The organism is Klebsiella sp. 2-CIP_Kleb. (genome assembly GCF_050378715.1).
Taxonomy (GTDB): Bacteria; Pseudomonadota; Gammaproteobacteria; order Enterobacterales; family Enterobacteriaceae; genus Klebsiella; species Klebsiella quasipneumoniae.
This window is the reverse complement of record NZ_JBNRLG010000003.1, coordinates 101,056-122,291: the sequence shown is the minus strand read 5'-3', so window position 1 is coordinate 122,291 and position 21,236 is coordinate 101,056. Positions and strand designations below refer to the sequence as shown.

18 protein-coding genes are annotated in these 21,236 nt (G+C 59.1%); 9 read left to right on the top strand and 9 right to left on the bottom strand.

The window, feature by feature from the left end; genetic code table 11:
- The first annotated feature begins 22 nt into the window (after positions 1-22).
- The gene (locus ACQUTP_RS13530) at positions 23-1,063 is read left to right on the top strand and encodes an NADP(H)-dependent aldo-keto reductase (RefSeq protein ID WP_043520875.1); all 1,041 of its coding nucleotides are present in this window, start codon (positions 23-25) and stop codon (positions 1,061-1,063) included.
- 198 nt (positions 1,064-1,261) lie between these two features.
- On the opposite strand, the gene lplT is transcribed toward ACQUTP_RS13530, so the two are convergent.
- Positions 1,262-2,455: a lysophospholipid transporter LplT gene (gene lplT / locus ACQUTP_RS13525; RefSeq protein ID WP_043520877.1), complete on the bottom strand. Its 1,194-nt coding sequence runs from the start codon at positions 2,453-2,455 to the stop codon at positions 1,262-1,264.
- Positions 2,448-4,607, bottom strand: a complete 2,160-nt coding sequence (aas, locus tag ACQUTP_RS13520; protein ID WP_428902396.1) for a bifunctional acyl-ACP--phospholipid O-acyltransferase/long-chain-fatty-acid--ACP ligase — start codon at positions 4,605-4,607, stop codon at positions 2,448-2,450. Before aas ends, lplT begins: the two co-directional genes overlap by 8 nt.
- Before the next feature lie 620 nt (positions 4,608-5,227).
- On the opposite strand from aas, the gene galR reads away from it, so the two are divergent.
- Positions 5,228-6,244 carry an HTH-type transcriptional regulator GalR gene (gene galR, locus ACQUTP_RS13515; RefSeq protein WP_002915981.1) on the top strand — a complete coding sequence of 339 codons (1,017 nt, stop codon included), beginning with the start codon at positions 5,228-5,230 and terminating at the stop codon, positions 6,242-6,244.
- Here the strand turns inward: galR and ACQUTP_RS13510 are convergent.
- From ACQUTP_RS13510 to ACQUTP_RS13495, 4 genes are all read right to left on the bottom strand, one after another.
- On the bottom strand, positions 6,205-6,684 hold the full coding sequence (locus ACQUTP_RS13510) for a GNAT family N-acetyltransferase (RefSeq protein ID WP_043520882.1): 480 nt from the start codon (positions 6,682-6,684) through the stop codon (positions 6,205-6,207). The genes galR and ACQUTP_RS13510 overlap by 40 nt on opposite strands.
- A complete protein-coding gene (locus tag ACQUTP_RS13505; RefSeq protein ID WP_004205433.1) occupies positions 6,681-7,454 on the bottom strand; it encodes a GntR family transcriptional regulator in 774 nt (257 codons plus the stop codon). The genes ACQUTP_RS13510 and ACQUTP_RS13505 overlap by 4 nt, the downstream gene beginning before the upstream one ends.
- Positions 7,455-7,521: 67 nt before the next feature.
- On the bottom strand, positions 7,522-8,949 hold the full coding sequence (locus tag ACQUTP_RS13500) for a glycoside hydrolase family 1 protein (RefSeq protein ID WP_428902395.1): 1,428 nt from the start codon (positions 8,947-8,949) through the stop codon (positions 7,522-7,524).
- A gap of 7 nt (positions 8,950-8,956) precedes the next feature.
- Positions 8,957-10,294 (bottom strand): PTS sugar transporter subunit IIC, encoded by a 1,338-nt coding sequence (locus ACQUTP_RS13495; RefSeq protein ID WP_004205429.1) that lies wholly within the window; start codon positions 10,292-10,294, stop codon positions 8,957-8,959.
- Positions 10,295-10,593: 299 nt separating this feature from the next.
- Here ACQUTP_RS13495 and ACQUTP_RS13490 point away from each other — a divergent pair, with 299 nt between their 5' ends.
- Entirely contained in the window at positions 10,594-11,595 is a 1,002-nt protein-coding gene (locus ACQUTP_RS13490) for a LacI family DNA-binding transcriptional regulator (protein ID WP_004229436.1), read from the top strand.
- On the opposite strand, the gene lysA is transcribed toward ACQUTP_RS13490, so the two are convergent.
- Positions 11,588-12,850 (bottom strand): diaminopimelate decarboxylase, encoded by a 1,263-nt coding sequence (gene lysA, locus ACQUTP_RS13485; RefSeq protein WP_017899245.1) that lies wholly within the window; start codon positions 12,848-12,850, stop codon positions 11,588-11,590. The two genes, ACQUTP_RS13490 and lysA, sit on opposite strands and share 8 nt — an antisense overlap.
- Before the next feature lie 136 nt (positions 12,851-12,986).
- On the opposite strand from lysA, the gene ACQUTP_RS13480 reads away from it, so the two are divergent.
- On the top strand, positions 12,987-13,913 hold the full coding sequence (locus ACQUTP_RS13480; protein WP_004205422.1) for a LysR family transcriptional regulator: 927 nt from the start codon (positions 12,987-12,989) through the stop codon (positions 13,911-13,913).
- On the opposite strand, the gene ACQUTP_RS13475 is transcribed toward ACQUTP_RS13480, so the two are convergent.
- Entirely contained in the window at positions 13,879-14,592 is a 714-nt protein-coding gene (locus tag ACQUTP_RS13475) for an aspartate/glutamate racemase (RefSeq protein ID WP_428902394.1), read from the bottom strand. The two genes, ACQUTP_RS13480 and ACQUTP_RS13475, sit on opposite strands and share 35 nt — an antisense overlap.
- A gap of 139 nt (positions 14,593-14,731) precedes the next feature.
- Here ACQUTP_RS13475 and ACQUTP_RS13470 point away from each other — a divergent pair, with 139 nt between their 5' ends.
- The 5 genes from ACQUTP_RS13470 (at position 14,732) to ACQUTP_RS13450 (ending at position 19,739) form a co-directional block, all read left to right on the top strand.
- The gene (locus ACQUTP_RS13470; RefSeq protein ID WP_004205420.1) at positions 14,732-15,058 is read left to right on the top strand and encodes a cupin domain-containing protein; all 327 of its coding nucleotides are present in this window, start codon (positions 14,732-14,734) and stop codon (positions 15,056-15,058) included.
- A 452-nt stretch (positions 15,059-15,510) separates the two neighbouring features.
- A complete protein-coding gene (locus ACQUTP_RS13465) occupies positions 15,511-16,401 on the top strand; it encodes a carbohydrate ABC transporter permease (RefSeq protein WP_004205419.1) in 891 nt (296 codons plus the stop codon).
- Positions 16,394-17,296 (top strand): carbohydrate ABC transporter permease, encoded by a 903-nt coding sequence (locus ACQUTP_RS13460; RefSeq protein ID WP_004205418.1) that lies wholly within the window; start codon positions 16,394-16,396, stop codon positions 17,294-17,296. The genes ACQUTP_RS13465 and ACQUTP_RS13460 overlap by 8 nt, the downstream gene beginning before the upstream one ends.
- Positions 17,297-17,308: 12 nt before the next feature.
- Positions 17,309-18,436 carry an ABC transporter ATP-binding protein gene (locus ACQUTP_RS13455; RefSeq protein ID WP_004205417.1) on the top strand — a complete coding sequence of 376 codons (1,128 nt, stop codon included), beginning with the start codon at positions 17,309-17,311 and terminating at the stop codon, positions 18,434-18,436.
- A gap of 16 nt (positions 18,437-18,452) precedes the next feature.
- A complete protein-coding gene (locus tag ACQUTP_RS13450) occupies positions 18,453-19,739 on the top strand; it encodes an ABC transporter substrate-binding protein (RefSeq protein WP_004205415.1) in 1,287 nt (428 codons plus the stop codon).
- 71 nt (positions 19,740-19,810) lie between these two features.
- Here the strand turns inward: ACQUTP_RS13450 and ACQUTP_RS13445 are convergent, their stop codons facing one another.
- Positions 19,811-21,154 carry a carbohydrate porin gene (locus ACQUTP_RS13445; RefSeq protein WP_049004100.1) on the bottom strand — a complete coding sequence of 448 codons (1,344 nt, stop codon included), beginning with the start codon at positions 21,152-21,154 and terminating at the stop codon, positions 19,811-19,813.
- Positions 21,155-21,236: the final 82 nt, after the last annotated feature.

Below are 21,236 nucleotides of genomic sequence, written 5' to 3'. Positions count from 1 at the left end.
ATAAATAAAAAGGAAGCTGGCTATGCAGTATCACCGTATCCCACACAGTTCACTTGAAATCAGCACCCTCGGGCTGGGAACTATGACCTTTGGCGAGCAAAACAGCGAAGCTGATGCCCATCAGCAGCTCGACTATGCGGTCGCCAACGGCATCAATCTGATCGATGTCGCCGAAATGTACCCTGTCCCGCCGCGCCCGGAGACCCAAGGGCTGACCGAAACCTACGTCGGCAACTGGCTGGCGAAACGCGGCAATCGCGAAAAGCTGGTGCTCGCCTCGAAGGTCAGCGGGCCCGCGCGCAATAACGACAGCAGTATTCGACCAAACCACGTCCTGGACCGGAAAAATATCCGCGAGGCGCTGCACGCCAGCCTGAAGCGTCTGCAGACCGATTATCTCGACCTGTACCAGGTACACTGGCCGCAGCGCCCCACCAACTGCTTTGGCAAACTGGGCTATACCTGGGCCGACGCCGCCCCTGCGGTGACGCTGCTGGATACCCTCGAAGCGCTGACCGAGTTCCAGCGCGCCGGCAAGATCCGCTACATCGGCGTATCGAATGAAACCGCCTTCGGCGTGATGCGTTATTTGCACCTGGCGGATAAGCACGACCTGCCGCGGATCGTGACCATTCAAAACCCCTACAGCCTGCTGAACCGCAGCTTTGAAGTCGGCCTCGCGGAAGTGAGCCAGTTCGAAGGCGTGGAGCTGCTGGCCTACTCCTGCCTGGCTTTCGGCACCCTGACCGGGAAGTACCTCAACGGCGCGAAGCCGGCGGGGGCGCGCAATACGCTGTTCAGCCGCTTTACGCGCTACAGCGGCGAGCAGTCGCAGAAAGCGGTGGCGGCCTATGTGGATATCGCCCAACGTCACGGCCTCGATCCGGCGCAAATGGCGCTGGCCTTTGTGCGTCGGCAGCCGTTTGTCGCCAGCACCCTGCTGGGGGCGACGACCATGGCGCAGCTGCAGGCCAACGTGGAAAGTTTGCAGCTTGAGCTGAGCGAAGAGGTATTAGCGGAGATTGAAGCGGTGCATCAGGTTTATACCTACCCGGCACCGTAGCACGACCTGTCGACGCCAGCTTCTGGCGTCGCGTTGTTGCCCGGTGGCGGCTACGCCTTACCGGGCCTACGCTACCCAGGGCGGGTAGCCGCCTCAGTAGCCGCGGTAGCCCGGGTCAGGCGCAAGCCGCAACCCGGGGGTTTCTCTCTGCCGCGCGCCTGGCAGGGGCGACGATTTCAAGTCAACCGCGACGAGAAGTTATTTACGCCGCCCCCAGACCCACAGCGCGGCGATGGCCACAGCAAACACCGCGCCAAAGCCTATTCCCACAGCGACCGGCGGCACGCCCACGCTCACCGCCAGAGAATAGAGCCCCAGCATCAGCAGCATCGCCACGTTTTCGCCCAGGTTCTGTACCGCAATGGCGTTACCCGCCCCGACCGAATGCTTCCCGCGCTCCTGCAGCAGCGCATTCAACGGCACGATAAAGAAGCCGCCGAACACCCCGAGCAGCAGCAACAGACCGAACGCCGGCAGCAGCGACTGCTGCACGGCAAAGGCTATCACCGCGATACCGATCAAAATCCCGGCCGGCATACAGCGCGACACTGTCTCCAGGGTCACCAGCTTCGCCGCCGCCCCGGCTCCCAGTACAATCCCCACCGCCACCATCGCATTAAGATAGGTAGGCATGGCGTTGCTGGTAATGCCCAGCGCCACCGGCACCCAGATCACCAGCAGGAAGCGCAGGGTCACGCCAGCGCCCCAGAACAGGCTGGTGCCCATCAGCGAAAAGCGGGTTTCGCCGTTGCGCCACAGCGTGCGGCAGGCGCTGAAGAAGCTGTGCGTCATCGGCTTGAAACGCCATGACTGCCCCGGACGCGCCGCCGGCAGCCTGGGTATCCACAGGTTAGCCACCACCGCCCCACCGTAGACCAGCGCGCAGACGATCAGCGCCGCCAGCACGTGCCAGTCGGCGAGGATCCCGCCGGCCATGGAGCCCAGCAGGATCGCCGCGATGGTCGAGGACTCCATCAGTCCGTTAGCCTTCACTAACTTATCGCCGGTGGTCAGTTCGCCGAGAATGCCATACTTGGCCGGCGAATAGGCGGCGGCGCCAATCCCCACCAGCGTATAGCCGAGAAACGGATTCACGCCGAAGCAGATACAGCCGGCGCCAAGCAGCTTCAGGCCGTTGGCCACCATCATTACCCGGCCTTTGGCAAAGCTGTCGGCGAACTGGCCGACAAAGGGGGCAAAAAGGATGTAAGCGCCCACAAACAACATCTGCAGGACCGGCTGGCTCCACTCCGGATAATAGAGCTGCTTCATCAGCGCCAGGGTGGCGAAGAGAAGCGCATTGTCGCCGAAGGCCGACAGGAACTGGGCGCAGATCACCGCCATCATCCCTTTCGAATACAGCGACGGGTTAGTATGCACTGACTCACTCATGGGTTGTTTCCGCCTCGTCGACCATATTTTTCAGGGTGACATAGTCTGGCTTGCCGCTGCCGAGCACCGGCAGCTGTTTCAGCCAGCGTATATCGCGCGGCACCGCCAGCTCCGGTACGCCGTGCTGGCGAGCGTAGCGCAGCAGGGCTTCGCGAGTCAGTTCATTATCGGTGGTAAACAGCACCAGCGCCTCGCCTTTGCTGGCGTCCTGTTTAATCGCCGTGGCGTGCATTTTGTCCGGCGACGCGCCGAGGGCCACCTGCTCCACCATCTCAAGAGAGATCATTTCGCCAGCGATTTTGGCGAAGCGCTTCGCACGGCCCTGGATGCGGACATAGCCCTGCTCATCGAAAGTCACGATATCGCCGGTGTCATACCAACCCGCTTCCTTTTCACCGTGCTGATTTTCCGCCGTCGGCGCTTCCAGCACCCCGGGATTTTCCACCCGCAGGTAGCCTTTCATAATGTTCGGCCCTTTCAGCTGCAGTCGTCCCCCCTGCTCAATGCCAGGCATCGCCAGCAGGCGGGCGTCCATCCCCGGCAGAATCCGCCCCACGGTGCCGACCTTCGCCGCCATGGGCACGTTGATCGAGACCACCGGGGCGCACTCGGTCACACCGTAGCCTTCGAGAATACGCAGGCCGAATTTATCCTGCCACAGCTGTTTGGTGCTCTCCTGCAGCTTCTCCGCCCCGGCGACCACGTAGCGGAGACGATAGAAATCATAGGGGTTAGCGAAGCGAGCATAGTTGGCGAGGAAGGTCGAGGTGCCGAACAGCACCGTGCAGTTGCGATCGTAGACCAGCTCCGGCACCACGCGATACTGCAGCGGACTGGGATAGAGAAACACCTCCGCGCCGGTAAGCAGCGGCGTCAGCAGGCCGACGGTGAGGCCAAAAGAGTGGAACAGCGGCAGCGCCGACATAAAGCGGTCGTTAGCGGTAAAGTCGGCGATGGTTTTGATCTGCTCGACGTTGGCCAGCAGGCTTTTATGGCTGTGCACCACCCCTTTCGGGTTGCCCTCCGAGCCGGAGGTGAAGAGGATCATCGCCGCGTCTTCCGGCTGCTGCTTAACCTGCGCCAGACGCGGCGCCAGCAGATGGCCGAAAATCCACAGTTTGTCTGCGGGGGTGATATCGCCTTTGAGATCTTCCAGGAACACCCAACGCACCTGGGTCAACTGCTCCGGCAGGTGCCAGAGCTTGCCTTTATCGAGGAAGGTGCGCGAGGTAAAAATGGTCTTGAGTTCCGCGGCGGCGATGGCGCTGCTGAGTCCTTTCACCCCGGCGGTATAGTTCATCATCGCCGGAATGCGCCCGCGGGCGATCGCGCCGAAAATCACCGCCGCGCTGATGCCGGCGTTGGGCAGCATCAGGCCTATCTTCTCACCCTGCTGGCTATATTTTTCCAAAATGCGGGCGACAAACAGGGTTTTGGTCAGCAGCTTGCGATAGGTATCCGGCTGGAAGTTGATATCCTCCACGCAGGGTTTGCGCGCGCCGAAGCGGTCTTGCGCCGCCAGCAGCGACTCATACAGGGTTTCCCGCGGGCGCACCGCCATCCGGGCCTCCATCATGATCTGATGCAGCATTTCCCCGGCGATTTTGCGCCGGTCGCGGGCGCGCGGCGCCTCGGGCATCGGCAGATGGGTAGGCGGCAGCAGGTGCAGCTGAATCCGCGGGAACAGGCGACGCTTTACCAGCCCCTTCAGCCGGCTGAAGGGCGTCAGTTCAGCGCCTTCAATGCGCAGCGGCACGATAGTCGCCTGCGATTTGGCGGCGACAAAGGCGGCGCCGTCATAAATTTTCATCAGCGAGCCGCTGACCGAGATTCGCCCTTCCGGGAAGATGACCACCGGCCGCCCCTGTTCGATCAGGCGCACCAGATGTTTGATCGACATCGGCTTGGTCGGGTCCAGCGGCACAAAATCGATAATCGGCGTCAGCGCGCGCATAAACCAGCGCTGGCTGATTGAGGTATAGACGGCAAAAACCGGTCGGACCGGCAAAAACAACGCCAGCAGAATGCCGTCGAGGAAAGAGACGTGGTTCGGGGTAATTAAGACTTTTTGCTGGTGCAAAGCCTGCGTATCGCCGGTCAGTCTGACCCGGTATAACCCCTTGAACAGCAGTCTGAAAAATCCCAATAGCATAACAACTCCATGTGACCGGTGATGAGTCAAAGCAGGTTACACGAGAAGGCGTGGGAAAGCAGTGCGGCGGGGGGATTTTCAGAATAAAAAAAACCTGCGCATCCGCGCAGGCTGGTGTAAGACGTCCAGTACGAAGAGCGTACCTGAGAAACTCACCTATCAATACCTCTGGGATCTCGATTGTCGCGTTTTTCGCCCGCTTCGGGCCAGCGGGAAAACGCAAGTGAGTGAGCCTAAGTGCAACCAGTTATTACGATTTTCGCTATCTGTAACAACGCCGGCGACGGGCAAAAAAAAACCTGCGCATCTGCGCAGGCTGGTGTAAGTAAAGTGGTCAACTTGACGTTGACTCCACCTATCAATACCTCTGGGAGAGCCAGAATATCAACCTGCTCGGCGGACAAACCAGCGAACATTCGCAACAGCGCATCGCAAAGTGTAAGCAAAGGTTTGTATTTCCCCGAGCCGGTTTCAATTACTGATAGCGTCAATGTAAACAGGTCACCGATAAGCCCGCTCTGAATCACATTTGCGCCATTCCTTCGCCGCCGCGCCTTGAATCTGCCGCTCTTTCCCGTAACATAGCAGTATGTAAACGCTTACCCTATAAAAGGCATGGTATGGCGACAATTAAGGATGTAGCCCGACTCGCAGGAGTCTCCGTCGCTACCGTCTCCCGCGTCATCAACAACTCTCCCAAAGCCAGCGAAGCCTCGCGTCAGTCCGTGGGCGCGGCGATGGAAACCCTCAACTATCACCCCAACGCGAACGCCCGGGCGCTGGCCCAGCAGTCCACGGAAACCGTCGGCCTGGTGGTGGGCGATGTCTCCGACCCCTTCTTCGGCGCGATGGTCAAAGCCGTCGAACAGGTGGCCTACCGCACCGGCAATTTTTTGCTGATTGGCAATGGCTACCACAACGTGCAAAAGGAGCGCCAGGCGATAGAGCAGCTGATCCGCCACCGCTGCGCGGCGCTGGTGGTGCACGCCAAAATGATCCCCGATGAGGAACTCGCCGGGCTGATGAAACAGATCCCCGGCATGGTGCTGATCAACCGCATCCTGCCCGGATATGAAACCCGCTGCGTGGCGCTGGACGATCGCTACGGCGCCTGGCTGGCGACCCGCCATCTGATCCAGCAGGGGCACACGCGTATCGGCTATCTGTGCTCAAACCACGATATCTCTGATGCGGAAGATCGCCTGCAGGGGTACTACGCGGCGCTGGAGGAGAGCGGCCTGCCGTGCAACGACCGGCTGGTCACGTTTGCCGAGCCGGATGAAAGCGGCGGCGAACAGGCGATGACCGAACTGCTTGGCCGCGGCCGCCACTTTAGCGCCGTCGCCTGCTATAACGACTCGATGGCCGCCGGCGCGATGGGGGTGCTCAACGACAACGGTATCGACGTCCCGCGGGAAATTTCGCTGATCGGCTTCGACGATGTCCTGATTTCGCGCTATGTCCGCCCGCGGCTGACCACTGTCCGTTACCCGATCGTCACAATGGCGACCCAGGCGGCCGAATTGGCCTTAGCCCTGGCGGAGCAGCGCCCGGCGCCGGAGATCACCCACCTGTTCAGCCCGACGCTGGTGCGCCGTCATTCGGTGGTGGCCCCGCAGGAAGGCGATAAGTCGTAGCGATAGAGATGCACGGCGGTGGCCGGGTAATCCAGCCCCTCGCCGATGTAGCGCCAGCCGAAGCGTTCATAAAAATCGCGGCAAGCGGAGTAGAGATAAAGCTCCTGATAGCCCGCGCGGCGGGCATAATCGATCACATGCCGCTGCAGCTGTCCGGCCAGCCCCTGACCGCGAGCGGCGGGCGCGACGTACAGCGCCGCCAGCCAGGGAAACAGATCCTGGCGGCTTATCAAATCGCAGCGCCAGAGGCCAATCGTTCCGAGCAGTTGCTCCCCTTCCACGGCAATAAAGGTCAGCGGTAGCGCCTCCGCCGTCTGGCTATGCTGCACAATGCTGGCGAAAAATTCCCGCGGCAGCGCCTCGCCGCCAAAGGCCTGCCACAGCCAGTCGGTCACCTGCCGGGCGAATTGCGGCGCGGCGTACAGCGGCAGGATCGTCATACCAGCTTCCCCTGAAAAATCGGCACCGAATCGAACAGATAGCCGTCAAAGTCCGGGGCGTCTTCATCGGACAGCTCCAGCAGACTGTTTTTGACGTTTTCCAGATGCTGCCACATCGCCTGCCAGGCGCCCATCACATCGCGACGCCGCAGCGCGGCGAGCAGCGTCTGCCGGTCGCCGAGCCACTTCAGCCGCCAGGCGCGGCTGGCAATATGCACATTGAACTGCTGCCACAGCGGGCTGCTGTCCATCTGCAGCCAGATCCGCTCCACCGTCGCCAACAGCATCTGGTTCTGCGTCGCCCCGGCCAGCACCAGATGGAACAGGCGGGCGTTATCCTGGGCGGTGTCGTTGAGGGCGATAGCCCGCTGCTCCTGCTCGATAATCCGCTTCAGATTGTCGATATCGGCGCGGGTGGCCATTTTCGCGGCAAAGGCGGCGATATTGCTCTCCAGCAGCTGGCGCGCCTGGAGAATTTCAAACGGACCGACGTCGCTGCTGAGCAACTGCTCTTCTTCGCTGTCGTTTTCATGCGGGATACGCATGACGTACACCCCGGATCCCTGACGGATATCCACCGTCCCCTGCAGCTCCAGCATCAGCAGCGCTTCGCGCACAATGGTCCGGCTGACGCCATAGGTTTCGGCAATATGGCGTTCCGGCGGCAAACGCGACCCGACCGGGTATCGCCCCTGCGCAATCTGGGCGCGCAGGTCATCACCAATCTCCTGATAGGGCTTCTTTTCCGGCGGAATTATCGCTTTTTCCACAAAATCACCTGTGCGTTACATGCCTGCGAGTCAAATACGCCGCTATCTTAGCAAAGATTGCTCCCGGCTAGCGGTATTCATCGTCGATATCCAGCACCAGCTCACGCCGTTCGCCGAGCTGACGAAACCAGTGCGCCGAAGCTTTGGGCCGCCGGGCGCGATGGTTTTGCAGATCGATTTCGATTAGCCCGTAGCGGTTTTTAAAGGCGTTCATCGGCGACACGTTGTCGGTAAACGCCCACAGCATATAGCCCTGGCAGTTGGCCCCTGCCTCGCGGGCGCGCAGGGTGTGCCAGAGATGTTCGCTGATAAAACGAATGCGGTAGCTGTCATCGATGACGCCTTCGCGGTTACGGAACTGGCCTTCGTTTTCCACCCCCATCCCGCTCTCGGCCACGAACCACGGGATGTTGCGATAGTCATTTTTGATCCGCATCGCCATATCAAAGATGATTTGCGGGTAGATTTCCCAGCCGCGGGAGGCGTTCATCCGCCGGCCGGGCAGCTCAAACGGCTCATAATACCAGGCTGGATGGAACGGGGTATGCGGATGCCAGGCCCGCGACGGGGCTTTGACCCGGTGCGGATAGTAAAGGTTAATCCCCAGCTCATCGACGGTGTGCTCGCGGATAATCGCCAGCTCCTCCGCGCTGGCCTCCCACGTCACCTGATGCTGCTCAAGCAGCGCGAGAAGCGCCGGCGGCCAGACCCCGTGCACCAGCGGGTCGAGAAACATACGGTTGTAGAACAGCTCGTAGATCTCCGCCGCGCGCAGGTCATGCGGGGCGCGGGAGCGTGGGTAGGTCACCTCCGGATTGAGGATGCAGCCAACGGTCCCGGGATAGCCGAGTTCGCGAAATCGCTTCACCACGCAGGCGGTCGCCAGCACCTTATGGTAGTTCCACTGCATCCAGGTGCTGGTGTTCTGCTCATAGGGCCAGCGCAGGGCATCCAGATAGACCCGGGTCTGCACCACGATCGGCTCATTAAAGGTAAACCAGCGGGTTACCTTCAGGTGGTAGCGGGCAAAGACCTGCTCCGCGTAGCGCACAAACAGCTCAACCACTTTTTTCGCCCCCCAGCCGCCATACTTTTCCAGCAGATAGCCCGGTAATTCGTAATGCTCAAGGCAGATCATCGGCGTAATGCCGTTGGCCAGTAGCGCATCGAACAGCTGGTCGTAATAGGCCGCATACTCCTCATCCACCGTGACGTTTTCATAGTCGATCAGAAAGCGCGACCAGTTGATCGAGGTGCGGTAGTGGGTCAGCCCGGCCAGCTTCATCAGCTGCACGTCTTCCTGAAAGCGGTTAATAAAATCGGTAGCCACCGCTGGGCCATAGCCGTTATGCCAGACGTGGCGGTCGTTTTTGTACCAGAGATCGGGCCAGGAGTCCTGCCCCGGTTTTTTCCCGCTCCAGCCCTCGGTCTGCCAGGCGGAAGCCGCCGCGCCAAGGATAAAATCATCGGGAATGGTCATCCGTACGGTAGTCATAGGCTCCTCAGACAGGGTTGGCGGTCTGTTGATTGTCGGCCTGACGCTGTGCGGCATCGGCACGGCGGGAGGCAATTTTGACGAAAGGCAGATAGATAAGCACCGCGACGACGATGCAGATAAGCTGGGTCACCACCGCTCCCATCGAGCCGGCGGTGGACAGCCAGGCGTTGATCAGCGGCGGCGTGGTCCAGGGCACCATCACCACCGCCTTGCCGGCGAAGCCGGTCAGGGTGGCGAAATAGCCGATGCTGCCGGTCACCAGCGGGGTGATGATAAACGGGATGGCGAGGATCGGGTTGAGCATGATCGGCATCCCGAAGATCACCGGCTCGTTAATATTGAACAGCCCCGGGCCTATCGACAGCTTGGCGATCTCTTTCATCTCTTTGCGCCTGGTGGCGATCATCACCGCAATCAGCAGGCCGATGGTCAGCCCCGAGCCGCCGATGCTCATGTAAACATCCCAGAAGGGCATCGTGATGATGTTCGGTACCTCTTTCCCCTGCTCAAAGGCGCTCATATTGACGGTGATCGCCCCCAGCAGCAGCGGCTCGCGGATCGGCTTGATCATCTGGTTGCCGTGAATACCGATCACCCAGAACAGCTGGGCGACGAACATCAGCAGTAGGATCCCCGGCAGGCTCTGCACCACCCGCTCCAGCGGCTGCTGCACCACCTGGTAGACCGCATCGTAGAGATACATTCCCGTCAGCTGGTGGAAGAGAAAACCAAAGGTGGCGATCGCAGTGGTGGTGATGATCGCCGGGATCAGCGCGGAAAAAGAGGCAGAAACGTTCGGCGGCACGGTATCCGGCATCTTGATCTTCAGCCCCTTGCGCCCCTCCAGCCAGCAGTAAATCTCGACCGACAGAATGGCGATGAACATTCCGAGGAACAGACTACGGGTATCGGAGAACTGACGCAGCAGGACATCTTTCACCACGTGCATCTGGCCATCGACCATCATCTCCACCGTGGTCGGCGTGACGCAGATAAAGCAGATCACCGCCAGCAGGCCGGGAAACAGGCTTTTGATGCCGTTGATCCGCCCCAGCTCAATACCGATCAGAAACACGGCGCCGATATTGAGGAAGTTGAGCGTGGCGTAGTTCAGCGCGCTGGTGATCGGCTTCAGCGCCGCGAGAAAGGAGAGTGAGGAAAAGCTGGCGAGCCCATTCTTCGGATCCAGCACCATATTGGAGATCAGCACCGAAAAGGCCCCGACGATGATCACCGGCATCAGGGTAATAAACGCCGATTTGATCGCCATAATGTAGCGATAGCTGTTGAATGTCGTCGCGAAACGCCCCAGCGCGTCGATCAGTTTGTCCTGTAATGCCATAAAAGAGTACCTCAGAGTAAAGGGCTTATTGCGGCCAGGTAGACAGCCAGAGACTTTTGGCATACCAAAACATAGTCGCCAGGCAAAAATTGTTCTGTGACAGCGCTCGCAACCCGCTTCGTGGTATCCCAAATATCGATAAAAACAACCATTGGCATACCAGATAGCGCCGGTTGGTCAGTTCCTGCTAAAAGCGTGATCGCGATGGTTTTTCCGCCCCGCCCCGTCGATATGTCCCTTTTCGGTCTGTGATAAACTGCGCCTTACCACGTGAAATCAGGAATCGATGAATGGCTACAATGCTGGATGTCTCAATTCGCGCAGGCGTCTCGAAAGCGACGGTTTCCCGCGTGTTGAACGGCACAGGTCAGGTGAAAGAGAGCACCCGCCAACAGGTCTTTAAAGCGATGGAAGAGCTGGGCTACCGGCCGAATTTCCTTGCCCGCTCGCTGGCCAATCAGACCAGCAACAGTATCGGGCTGGTTGTCTCCACCTTTGACGGCTTCTACTTTGGCCGTCTGCTGCAGCAGGCGTCACGCCAGACAGAAGCCTGGGGAAAACAGCTTATCGTCACCGACGGCCATGATACGCCGGAGCGCGAAGAGGAAGCGGTGCAGATGCTCGCCGACCGGCAGTGCGATGCGATCATCCTCTATACCCGGCATATGAGCGAGAAGGCGATCATGTCGCTGATTAACTCGATCGCCATGCCGCTGGTGGTGATTAACCGTGATGTGGCGCAGGCCCGCGAACGCTGCGTGTTTTTCGAACAGCAGGAAGCCGCCTTCCAGGCCGTGGAGTATCTGATTACCCAGGGCCACCGTGATATCGCCTGCATCACCGTCCCGATGCACACCCCCACCGGCCAGGCGCGCCTGCAGGGCTATCGCAACGCGCTGATAAAACATGGTATTGAATGGGATCCGAGCCGGGTGAAATACGGGGACTCGACGATGACCCGCGGCTACGAGCTGTGCCGGGAACTGCTGGACGAGAAAGCCCGCTTCAGCGCGCTGTTTTCCTGTAACGATGATATGGCGCTGGGGGCCTCAAAGGCGCTGCATCAGGCGGGGCTGCGTATTCCGCAGGATGTGTCGCTGTTTGGCTTCGACGATGCGCCAAGCGCGAAATGGCTGGAGCCGGGGCTGTCGACGGTCTATCTGCCCATCGACAACATGATCACCACGGCTATCGATCAGGCGATCAAGCTTGCTAATCAGCAGCCGATCGAAACGATCCCGCCGTTCACCGGCACGCTGGTGTTGCGCGAGTCGGTAACGACGGGACCTTTTTTTAAATAAGCTCTAAGGCCAGCAGCTCCTGGATGGTCTGGCGACGACGGATCAGCCGCGCCTTGCCGCCATCAAACAGCACCTCCGGCAGCAGCGGACGGCTGTTATAGTTGGATGACATCGAGGCCCCGTAGGCGCCCGTGTCATGGAGCACCAGATAATCCCCTGGGGCCACCGCCGGCAGCAGACGGGTCTCGACTTTACCCCCTTCCTGCTGGGTAAAGACGTCTCCGGACTCGCACAGCGGCCCGGCCACCACGGTCTCCACCTGCGGCGCGGCGCTGAGATCGCGGCCATCCACCGCCAGAGCGGTGATATGGTGATAGCTGCCGTACATCGCCGGGCGCATCAGGTCGTTAAAGCCGGCGTCAATCAGCACGAAGTGGCGGCTGCCCATCTCTTTCACGCTGCGCACCTGCGACACCAGCACGCCGGACTCGGCCACCAGGAAGCGTCCGGGCTCAATCTCCAGTTTCACCGGGTGCCCCAGATGGGTGGCGATCTGCTCCCGGGCGCGGTTCCACAGGCCGTAATAGTGGGCGGTGTCGATGGCCTCTTCACCCTCGCGGTAAGGAATAGACAGGCCGCCGCCGGCGGAGATGGCCTGCAGATCCTGGCCAAAGTCGACAACCTGGCGCACCATCGCGCCGCACACCTGCTCCAGGTGACCGTAGTCGACGCCAGAGCCGATATGCATATGGATCCCCACCAGCTGCAGCTGATAACGACGCATCACTTCCAGCGCCGCCGGCAGATGGCTGTACCAGATGCCATGCTTGCTGTTCTCACCGCCGGTATTGGTTTTCTGGCTGTGGCCGTGGCCAAAGCCCGGGTTGACGCGCAGCCAGACGCGATGGCCCGGCGACACCTCCCCCAGCTGGCTTAGCATGTCGATCGAACCGGCGTTCACCGGGATCTGTAACGCCTTGACGCGATCGAGGGTGGCGTCGTCGATCAGATCGGCGGTGAAGACAATATCCTCTGGATTCTGCTGCGGATCGTAGCCTGCCGCCAGCGCACGCTCGATCTCCCCCAGCGACACCGAGTCCACCTTCACCCCCTGCTCACGCATCAGACGCAGAATATGGATGTTAGAGCAGGCTTTTTGCGCAAAACGCACCACGTCAAACTGGCTGAGCTGGGCAATCTGGCGGCGAATAATCTGCGCATCATAGACCCAGACCGGGCAGCCAAATTCCGCCGGCAGGCGCAGCAGGTTGTCCGCGGTTAGATCGGTATCAGTGGCGTAAAGAGAATGTGGCATAAAAACTCCGGTGCAGTGCGTGTGTTGGTCGCTGTTTTTTCTGATTACGCCACAGTGCCTGACCAATAAAAAATATCGTTTTATCGCGACTCTATGCAAAAATGATATGGTTACAGCCGAGCCTCAGGGAGACCGCATGCCAGCCGTCAATTTGCGCCATATCGAAATCTTTCACGCGGTGATGACCACCGGCAACCTGACCGAAGCCGCGAGGATGCTGCACACCTCGCAACCCACCGTCAGCCGCGAGCTGGCGCGCTTTGAGAAGGTGCTCGGCCTTCAGCTGTTTGAGCGGACCCGCGGTCGCCTGCAGCCAACCGTGCAGGGCCTGCGCCTGTTTGAGGAGGTTCAGCGTTCCTGGTACGGCCTGGACCGCATCGTCAGCGCCGCCGAGAGCCTGCGCGAGTTTCGCCAGGGCGAGCTGTCGATCGCCTGCCTGCCGGTGTTTTCCCAGTCCTTTCTGCCGCTGCTGTTGCCGCCGTTTCTCGCCCGCTACCCGGAGGTCAGCCTGCAGATCGTCCCTCAGGAGTCGCCGCTGCTGGAGGAGTGGCTCTCCGCCCAGCGCCATGACCTTGGCCTGACGGAGACCCTGCATACCCCGGCGGGCACCGAACGCACGCCGCTGCTGACGCTGAATGAAGTCTGCGTGCTGCCTGCCGGCCATCCGCTGGCGGCGCAGACGACGCTGACCCCCGCCGATTTTCAGGGCGAAAACTACATCAGCCTGTCGCGCACCGACAGCTATCGCCAGCTGCTCGACGCCCTGTTCCTTGAGCATCAGGTTAAACGGCGGATGGTGGTCGAAACCCACAGTGCGGCCTCGATCTGCGCCATGGTGCGCGCCGGCGCCGGGATCTCGGTGGTTAACCCGCTGACCGCCCTGGACTATGCCGATAGCGGCGTGGTGGTGCGCCGCTTCAGCGTCGAGGTACCGTTTACCGTCAGCCTGATCCGCCCGCTCCATCGCCCGCGCTCGGCGCTGGTCGATGCCTTTGTGACGCACCTGCAGCAGAGTCTGCCGCAGATCCTCACGCCGCTGGCGTCGGTCCTGCAGAGAGCATAAAGTTGACCGCGTCTTCCGCATGGATCGCCGCGGTGTCAAAGACCGGCAGCGGGCTGAGCTCGGCAGGCACCAGCAGGCCTATCTCTGTACAGCCGAAAATAACCCCTTCCGCTCCCTGCTCCGCCAGGGCGGCGATCGTCTGCAGATAATAGTCCCGCGATGCCTCGCTGAAGGTGCCGAGACAGAGCTCGTCGAAGATGATCTGATTGATCCACGCCCGATCGTCGGCCTCGGGGATCAGCGTCTCGATGGCAAACTGCTCCTGCAGACGACCGCGATAAAAGGTCTGCTCCATGGTATAGCGAGTGCCCAGCAGCGCGACCCGCCGCTGGCCTTTGGCGGCAATCGCCCGCCCGGTGGCGTCGGCGATATGCAGAAAGGGAACCTGGCAGCGGGCGGCGATGGCATCCGCTACCTTGTGCATGGTGTTGGTGCACAGGACAATGCCCTCGGCGCCCGCCTGCTGGAGCCCGACCGCGGCTTCGGCAAGGATCGCCCCGGCGCGATCCCAGTCGCCGGCGGACTGACAGGCTTCGATGTCGTGAAAATCGACGCTGTGCAGCACCAGGCTGGCGGAGTGCAGCCCGCCCAGTCGCGCCTTCACGCCTTCATTAATCAGGCGATAGTAAGGGATCGTTGACTCCCAGCTCATGCCACCTAACAGGCCAATGGTTTTCATCTTCTGCTCCTTATGTCGTTTCTGCCAGTGAAACAAACTTGTGATCAACTTTCCACTTCTCTGGCCGCGTATTTCTTTTTCATGAAGAGTGGGATAAGTTAAGTGAAACAATGTTTCATTTTAACAACAGGATCGCCCGATGTTTATTTTCCATAAAGACACCACCCTTGAAGACCTCGGCAATGGCGTAACCCGCCGCATTCTGGCGCACGACGGCAAAATGATGGCCGTAGAGGTGAATTTTGCCGCCGGCGCCGTCGGCCCGATGCATAACCATCCTCACGAACAGCTCACCTATGTGCTCTCCGGCGAGTTTGAGTTCACTATCGGCGAGGAGACGCGCGTCGTCAGCGCTGGCGATACGCTGTATAAGCAGCCGGGGATCATGCACGGCTGCGTCTGTTTGCAGCCCGGCACGCTGCTCGACACCTTTACCCCGATCCGCGAAGATTTTCTCGCACGCTGATGAAAAACTGGGGCGATCGCCGCCCCCGATTCAGGTTTCACAGCACGCGCTAAAAAAGATGCCGCCCCAATCATTATCCTGGTAATAATATTTCCCGCTCAGTTCAGACTGATTATTCCTTGTTTTCAAGCTCCCTAAGATCCTTAAAGTGCTTACCACCTCACCTTTTTGAAACATCGTTTCGACTTTGATCACATTTCCATCCAGATCTGCATGACGCGGAAATAAATCGCAATAAAATGAAATTAAAACGGTGTTTTATAAAAAAAAGATCAGCATGAAAAAGAACCTGACGGCCCCTCCACGCTGGGCCAGATAAAACTTAAGCCATTCATTAACAAGGATATGTTAACCAGAGGAAACGTTCAGACTTTTTGCGTTGGTCGCGGCAAAAGGCCGACAGCGCCGCGTCACCCGATCCGTATTACAACTCGTAAGCCAGGTAGGTATGTATGAATGAAAACAAGCTGCTGGGATTGGCATGGATATCGCCCTATATCATCGGGCTGATTGTCTTTACTGCTTTTCCTTTTGTTTCATCTTTCTTTCTCAGTTTTACTGAGTACGACTTGATGAGTCCGCCGGTATTTAACGGCATTGAAAACTATCGCTATATGTTGACCGAGGATAGCCTGTTCTGGAAATCGATGGGGGTGACCTTTGCCTACGTCTTTTTAACCATCCCCTTAAAACTGGCTTTCGCCCTCGGCATTGCCTTTGTGCTCAATTTCAAACTTCGCGGCATCGGCTTTTTCCGAACCGCCTACTACATCCCGTCGATCCTCGGCAGCTCGGTGGCGATTGCCGTGCTGTGGCGCGCCCTGTTCGCCATTGACGGCCTGCTGAACAGCTTTCTCGCCGTCTTTGGCATCGATGCCGTCAACTGGCTGGGGGAACCCTCGCTGGCTTTAATGTCGGTCACCCTGCTGCGCGTCTGGCAGTTTGGCTCCGCGATGGTCATCTTCCTCGCCGCCCTGCAGAACGTCCCGCAGTCGCAGTATGAGGCGGCAATGATCGACGGCGCCTCGAAGTGGCAGATGTTTATGAAGGTCACCGTGCCGCTGATCACCCCGGTGATTTTCTTCAACTTTATTATGCAGACTACCCAGGCGTTCCAGGAGTTTACCGGCCCGTACGTGATAACCGGCGGCGGCCCGACCTATTACACCTACCTGTTCTCGCTCTACATCTACGATACCGCCTTTAAGTACTTCGACATGGGCTATGGCGCCGCGCTGGCGTGGGTGCTGTTCCTCGTCGTGGCGGTCTTTGCGTCGATCGCCTTTAAGTCATCTAAATACTGGGTCTTCTACTCCGCCGATAAGGGAGGCAAAAATGGCTGATATTCAACAGATGGCGCCGGTGATGAGCGACGCCGATCGTGAGGTCGCCCGTACGCTGCGCCGGGAAAAAGTGAGCCGGGTGGTGCGCTACGTCGTGCTGATATTCGTCGGCCTGCTGATGCTCTACCCGCTGGCGTGGATGTTCTCCGCCTCGTTCAAGCCGAACCATGAGATCTTCACCACCCTCGGGCTGTGGCCGACCCACGCCACCTGGGACGGGTTTATCAACGGCTGGAAGACCGGCACCGAATACCATTTCGGCCACTATATGCTGAACACCTTTAAGTATGTGATCCCGAAGGTGGTGTTAACCATCATCTCCTCCACCATCGTGGCGTACGGCTTTGCGCGCTTTGAGATCCCGTGGAAGAAGTTCTGGTTCGCGACGCTCATCACCACCATGCTGCTGCCGAGCACCGTCCTGCTGATCCCGCAGTACCTGATGTTCCGCGAAATGGGAATGCTGAACAGCTATCTGCCGCTGTACTTGCCGCTGGCCTTCGCCACCCAGGGATTCTTCGTCTTCATGCTGATCCAGTTTCTGCGCGGCGTGCCGCGCGATATGGAAGAGGCGGCGCAGATCGACGGCTGCAACTCCATCCAGGTGCTGTGGTATGTGGTGGTGCCGATCCTCAAGCCGGCCATTATCTCGGTGGCGCTGTTCCAGTTCATGTGGTCGATGAATGACTTTATCGGTCCGCTGATCTACGTCTACAGCGTCGATAAGTATCCCATCGCGCTGGCGCTAAAAATGTCTATCGACGTCACGGAAGGCGCGCCGTGGAACGAAATTCTGGCAATGGCGAGCATCTCCATTCTGCCGTCCATCATCGTCTTCTTCCTGGCTCAACGCTACTTCGTGCAGGGCGTGACCAGCAGCGGAATCAAAGGTTAAGAGGGAAATATCATGGCTGAAGTGATTTTCAACAAACTGGAAAAAGTTTACTCCAACGGGTTTAAAGCGGTGCATGGTATCGACCTGAAGATTGCTGATGGCGAATTTATGGTGATCGTCGGCCCTTCCGGCTGCGCCAAATCGACCACCCTGCGCATGCTGGCGGGTCTGGAGACCATCAGCGGCGGCGAGGTGCGGATCGGCGACAAGATCGTCAACAACCTGGCGCCTAAATCCCGTGGTATCGCGATGGTGTTCCAGAACTACGCTCTCTATCCGCATATGACGGTGCGGGAAAACCTCGCCTTCGGCCTGAAGCTGAGCAAGCTGCCCAAGGCGCAGATTGATCGGCAGGTGGAGGAAGCGGCGAAAATCCTCGAACTGGAGGAGCTGCTGGAACGTCTGCCGCGCCAGCTCTCCGGCGGCCAGGCGCAGCGCGTGGCGGTGGGCCGGGCGATCGTCAAAAAACCGGACGTCTTCCTGTTCGACGAGCCGCTCTCCAACCTGGACGCCAAGCTGCGCGCCTCGATGCGCATCCGCATTTCCGATCTGCATAAGCAGTTGAAAAAATCCGGTAAACCGGCGACCACCGTCTACGTTACCCACGATCAGACGGAAGCGATGACCATGGGCGACCGCATCTGCGTGATGAAGCTCGGCCACATTATGCAGGTCGATACCCCGGACAACCTTTACCACCAGCCGAAAAATATGTTTGTCGCCGGCTTTATCGGCGCGCCGGAGATGAATATTCGCCCCAGCCAGCTGGTTGAGCACGACGGCCGCCTGTGCCTGACCCTTGGCGACCAGCGCCTGCCGTTGAACGACCGTCTGGCGGAGAAAGTCGGCGCCTATCAGCATCAGGAGGTGTTCTACGGGGTCCGCCCGGAATTCGTGTCGCTCTCCGACGCACCGTTCGCCGAAGGCAGCTGCATGGGCGAGATGGTGCGGGTGGAAAACATGGGTCATGAGTTCTTTGTCTATCTGCAGGTCGCGGGCTACGAGCTGACCGCTCGCGTGCCGTCGGACGATGCGAAGCCGATGATTGCTAAGGGACTGAATCGAAAAGTCTATTTCACCTTTGATCTTAACAAGTGTCACATCTTTGACGCCAAAACCGAACAGAACCTCTCTCTGTGAACCCTGGAGCATAACAATGAAAAACGTGCTGATAAGCGCCACCCTCTCCGCCACCCTGGGCCTTAGCGCCTTCTCCTCGCTGGCGCAGGATGTCGACCTGCGCATGTCCTGGTGGGGGGGCAATGGCCGCCATCAGGTGACCCTCAAGGCGCTGGAGGCTTTTCACCAGCAATATCCTGATATCAATGTCAAAGCGGAATATACCGGTTGGGACGGCCATCTTTCGCGCCTGACCACCCAGATAGCCGGCGGCACCGAGCCTGACGTGATGCAGACCAACTGGAACTGGCTGCCGATCTTTTCGAAAAATGGCGATGGCTTTTACGATCTCAATACCCTGAAAGACGAGATCGATCTCAGCCAGTTTGACGCCAAAGAGCTGCAGTCCACCACGGTCAACGGCAAGCTCAACGGCATCCCGGTGTCGGTCACCGCCCGCGTTTTCTACTTTAACGACGAAGCGTGGAAAAAGGCGGGCATCCCCTTCCCGAAAACCTGGGATGAACTGCTGGCGGCGGGAAAAACTTTCGAAAGCAAACTCGGGAAACAGTACTACCCGGTGGTGCTTGAGCACCAGGACGTGCTGGCCCTGCTCAACTCTTACATGGTGCAAAAATACAACCAGCCGGCCATCGATGAGAAGGGCCGCAAATTCTCCTACAGCAAAGCGCAGTGGGCGGACTTCTTCGGCATGTATAAGAAGCTTATCGACAGCCATGTGATGCCGGACACCCGCTACTATGCCTCGTTCGGCAAGAGCAACATGTACGAGATGAAGCCGTGGATCCAGGGTGAATGGGGCGGGACCTACATGTGGAACTCCACCATCAATAAATATTCCGACAATCTGAAGCCGCCGGCGAAGCTGGTGCTGGGGGAATACCCGATGCTCCCCGGCGCCACCGATGCCGGACTGTTCTTCAAGCCTGCGCAGATGCTGTCCATTGGCAAATCGACGAAAAACCCGCAGGCGGCGGCGAAATTGATTAACTTCCTGCTGAACAGTAAAGAAGGGGTGGATATTCTGGGTCTGGAGCGTGGCGTGCCGCTGAGCAAAGCGGCGGTCACCTACCTGACCGAGGACGGGATCATCAAAGCCGACGATCCGGCGGTGTCCGGCCTGAAGCTGGCGCAATCCCTGCCCACCACCCTGCCGGTCTCGCCGTACTTCGACGACCCACAGATCGTCGCCCAGTTCGGCACCACCCTGCAGTACATCGACTACGGTAAAAAGTCGGTGGAAGAAGCGGCCGAGGACTTCCAGCGCCAGACCGACCGCATTCTGCGCCGCGCGATGCGTTAACCTGCCCACCTGAACTCTCCCGCGGCGTCCGCCGCGGGAGAGCCTGCCTGAGTATCCTGTCAGAAGAAATATCAGAAGAAATATTTAAAGCGCACCCGGGCGCCATAGCGTTCGTCGGGATTCCCGCTCTTCGCCGCCGTGGAATCGAGCCACGAGGCGTAGGCGCCAAGGTAAATATTGAAGTTCGGCATCGCCATAATATTCGGCAACTGCCAGGATGTATGCACGGTATGGATGTCATAGCGCCCCGGCGCGAGGATTGCGCAGTCGCCATCGCACTCGCCATTCACCCCGGCCATGTTGAACTGATCGATTTTGTTATGCGCGTAGATATAGCCCAGCTCCACGCGATGCCACAGGGCATTGATTCCGGCGCTGAAGTCGGTTTCATCCGCCGCGTCCAGCAGGGCAGTACTCAGATTGACCACCGCCCCATCGTGCGGATCGCTTTTCAGGGTGTTCCAGCTCATGGTCATCCCGTAGCCGGTGCGGTTTGACTGGTCGACCCAGCGCCCGCTCTGACTCTGATAGCCGTAGGCGTTGTTGACGAGGTTGCTCTCTATCGCTGCCGCCGCCGACCAGGCGCCGGACTGCCACACCGCCACCGGCCGCACGTACACTACGTTTTTGCGGTTTTCCAGCGCATTACCGTGATAGTTCTGATCGACAAACAGCGAACTGCCGTCCTCCACCAGGGTATTGACCTCGAAATACCAGTTATCTACGGTTTTGCTGAACAGGAGGTTGCCGCCGCTGCTGCTGCGGCCGCGCCCCTCTTTCATCATGTAAATATAGCCATAGCCGTCGGAATAAAGGTCGTTGGCGGTATTTCCTGAATATTCAATAAAGGTATCCTGATTCAGGGGGAACATATCCCAGGCTTCAAAGCGGCCTATTTTTATTTTCCAGTCATCCTGCTGACCAAAGAAAAATACCGCATCGTCGAGATTCATTTTGCCATCCATATCCGCCAGCGGCTGCACGCTGAATCCGGCATATTTCCCGTCGTCGCCATTACGTCTGCCATCAAAGCCCAGCAGAATACGGCCATTAATATCCCAGCGCTCTTTCTCGCCGGGCGCCCAACTTTTATTCGCGCTGGTTTTGACCGACGTCAGGCTACCGGTGCGGCTGGCGCCATCAAGATTAAATTCGACGTCGCCATAAAATTTTAATTCGCCATTGTCGTTCAGCTGCAGGCGCGGCGTAGCCGGCGCCGCGCGGGCGACGGTCGTGGCCTGCTGCTGGCCTTTCAGCGTCTTAATCTCCGCCTCTGCGCTGGCGGCGCGCGCCTCCGTCGCCTTCAGCCGCTGCTCCATTTGCGCCAGCCGCTCTTCCAGCGATAACGGCGCCTGCGCCATCGCCTGTGGCAGATACAAAGACGTGAGAAAACACCCGACCCAGATTTTATTCATCGGTAAACCCTTTTATTATGGAATGAACTGAATTTTTTATTAATGGGTAATGCACGACGATACAGGCAATAATAACCCGCCC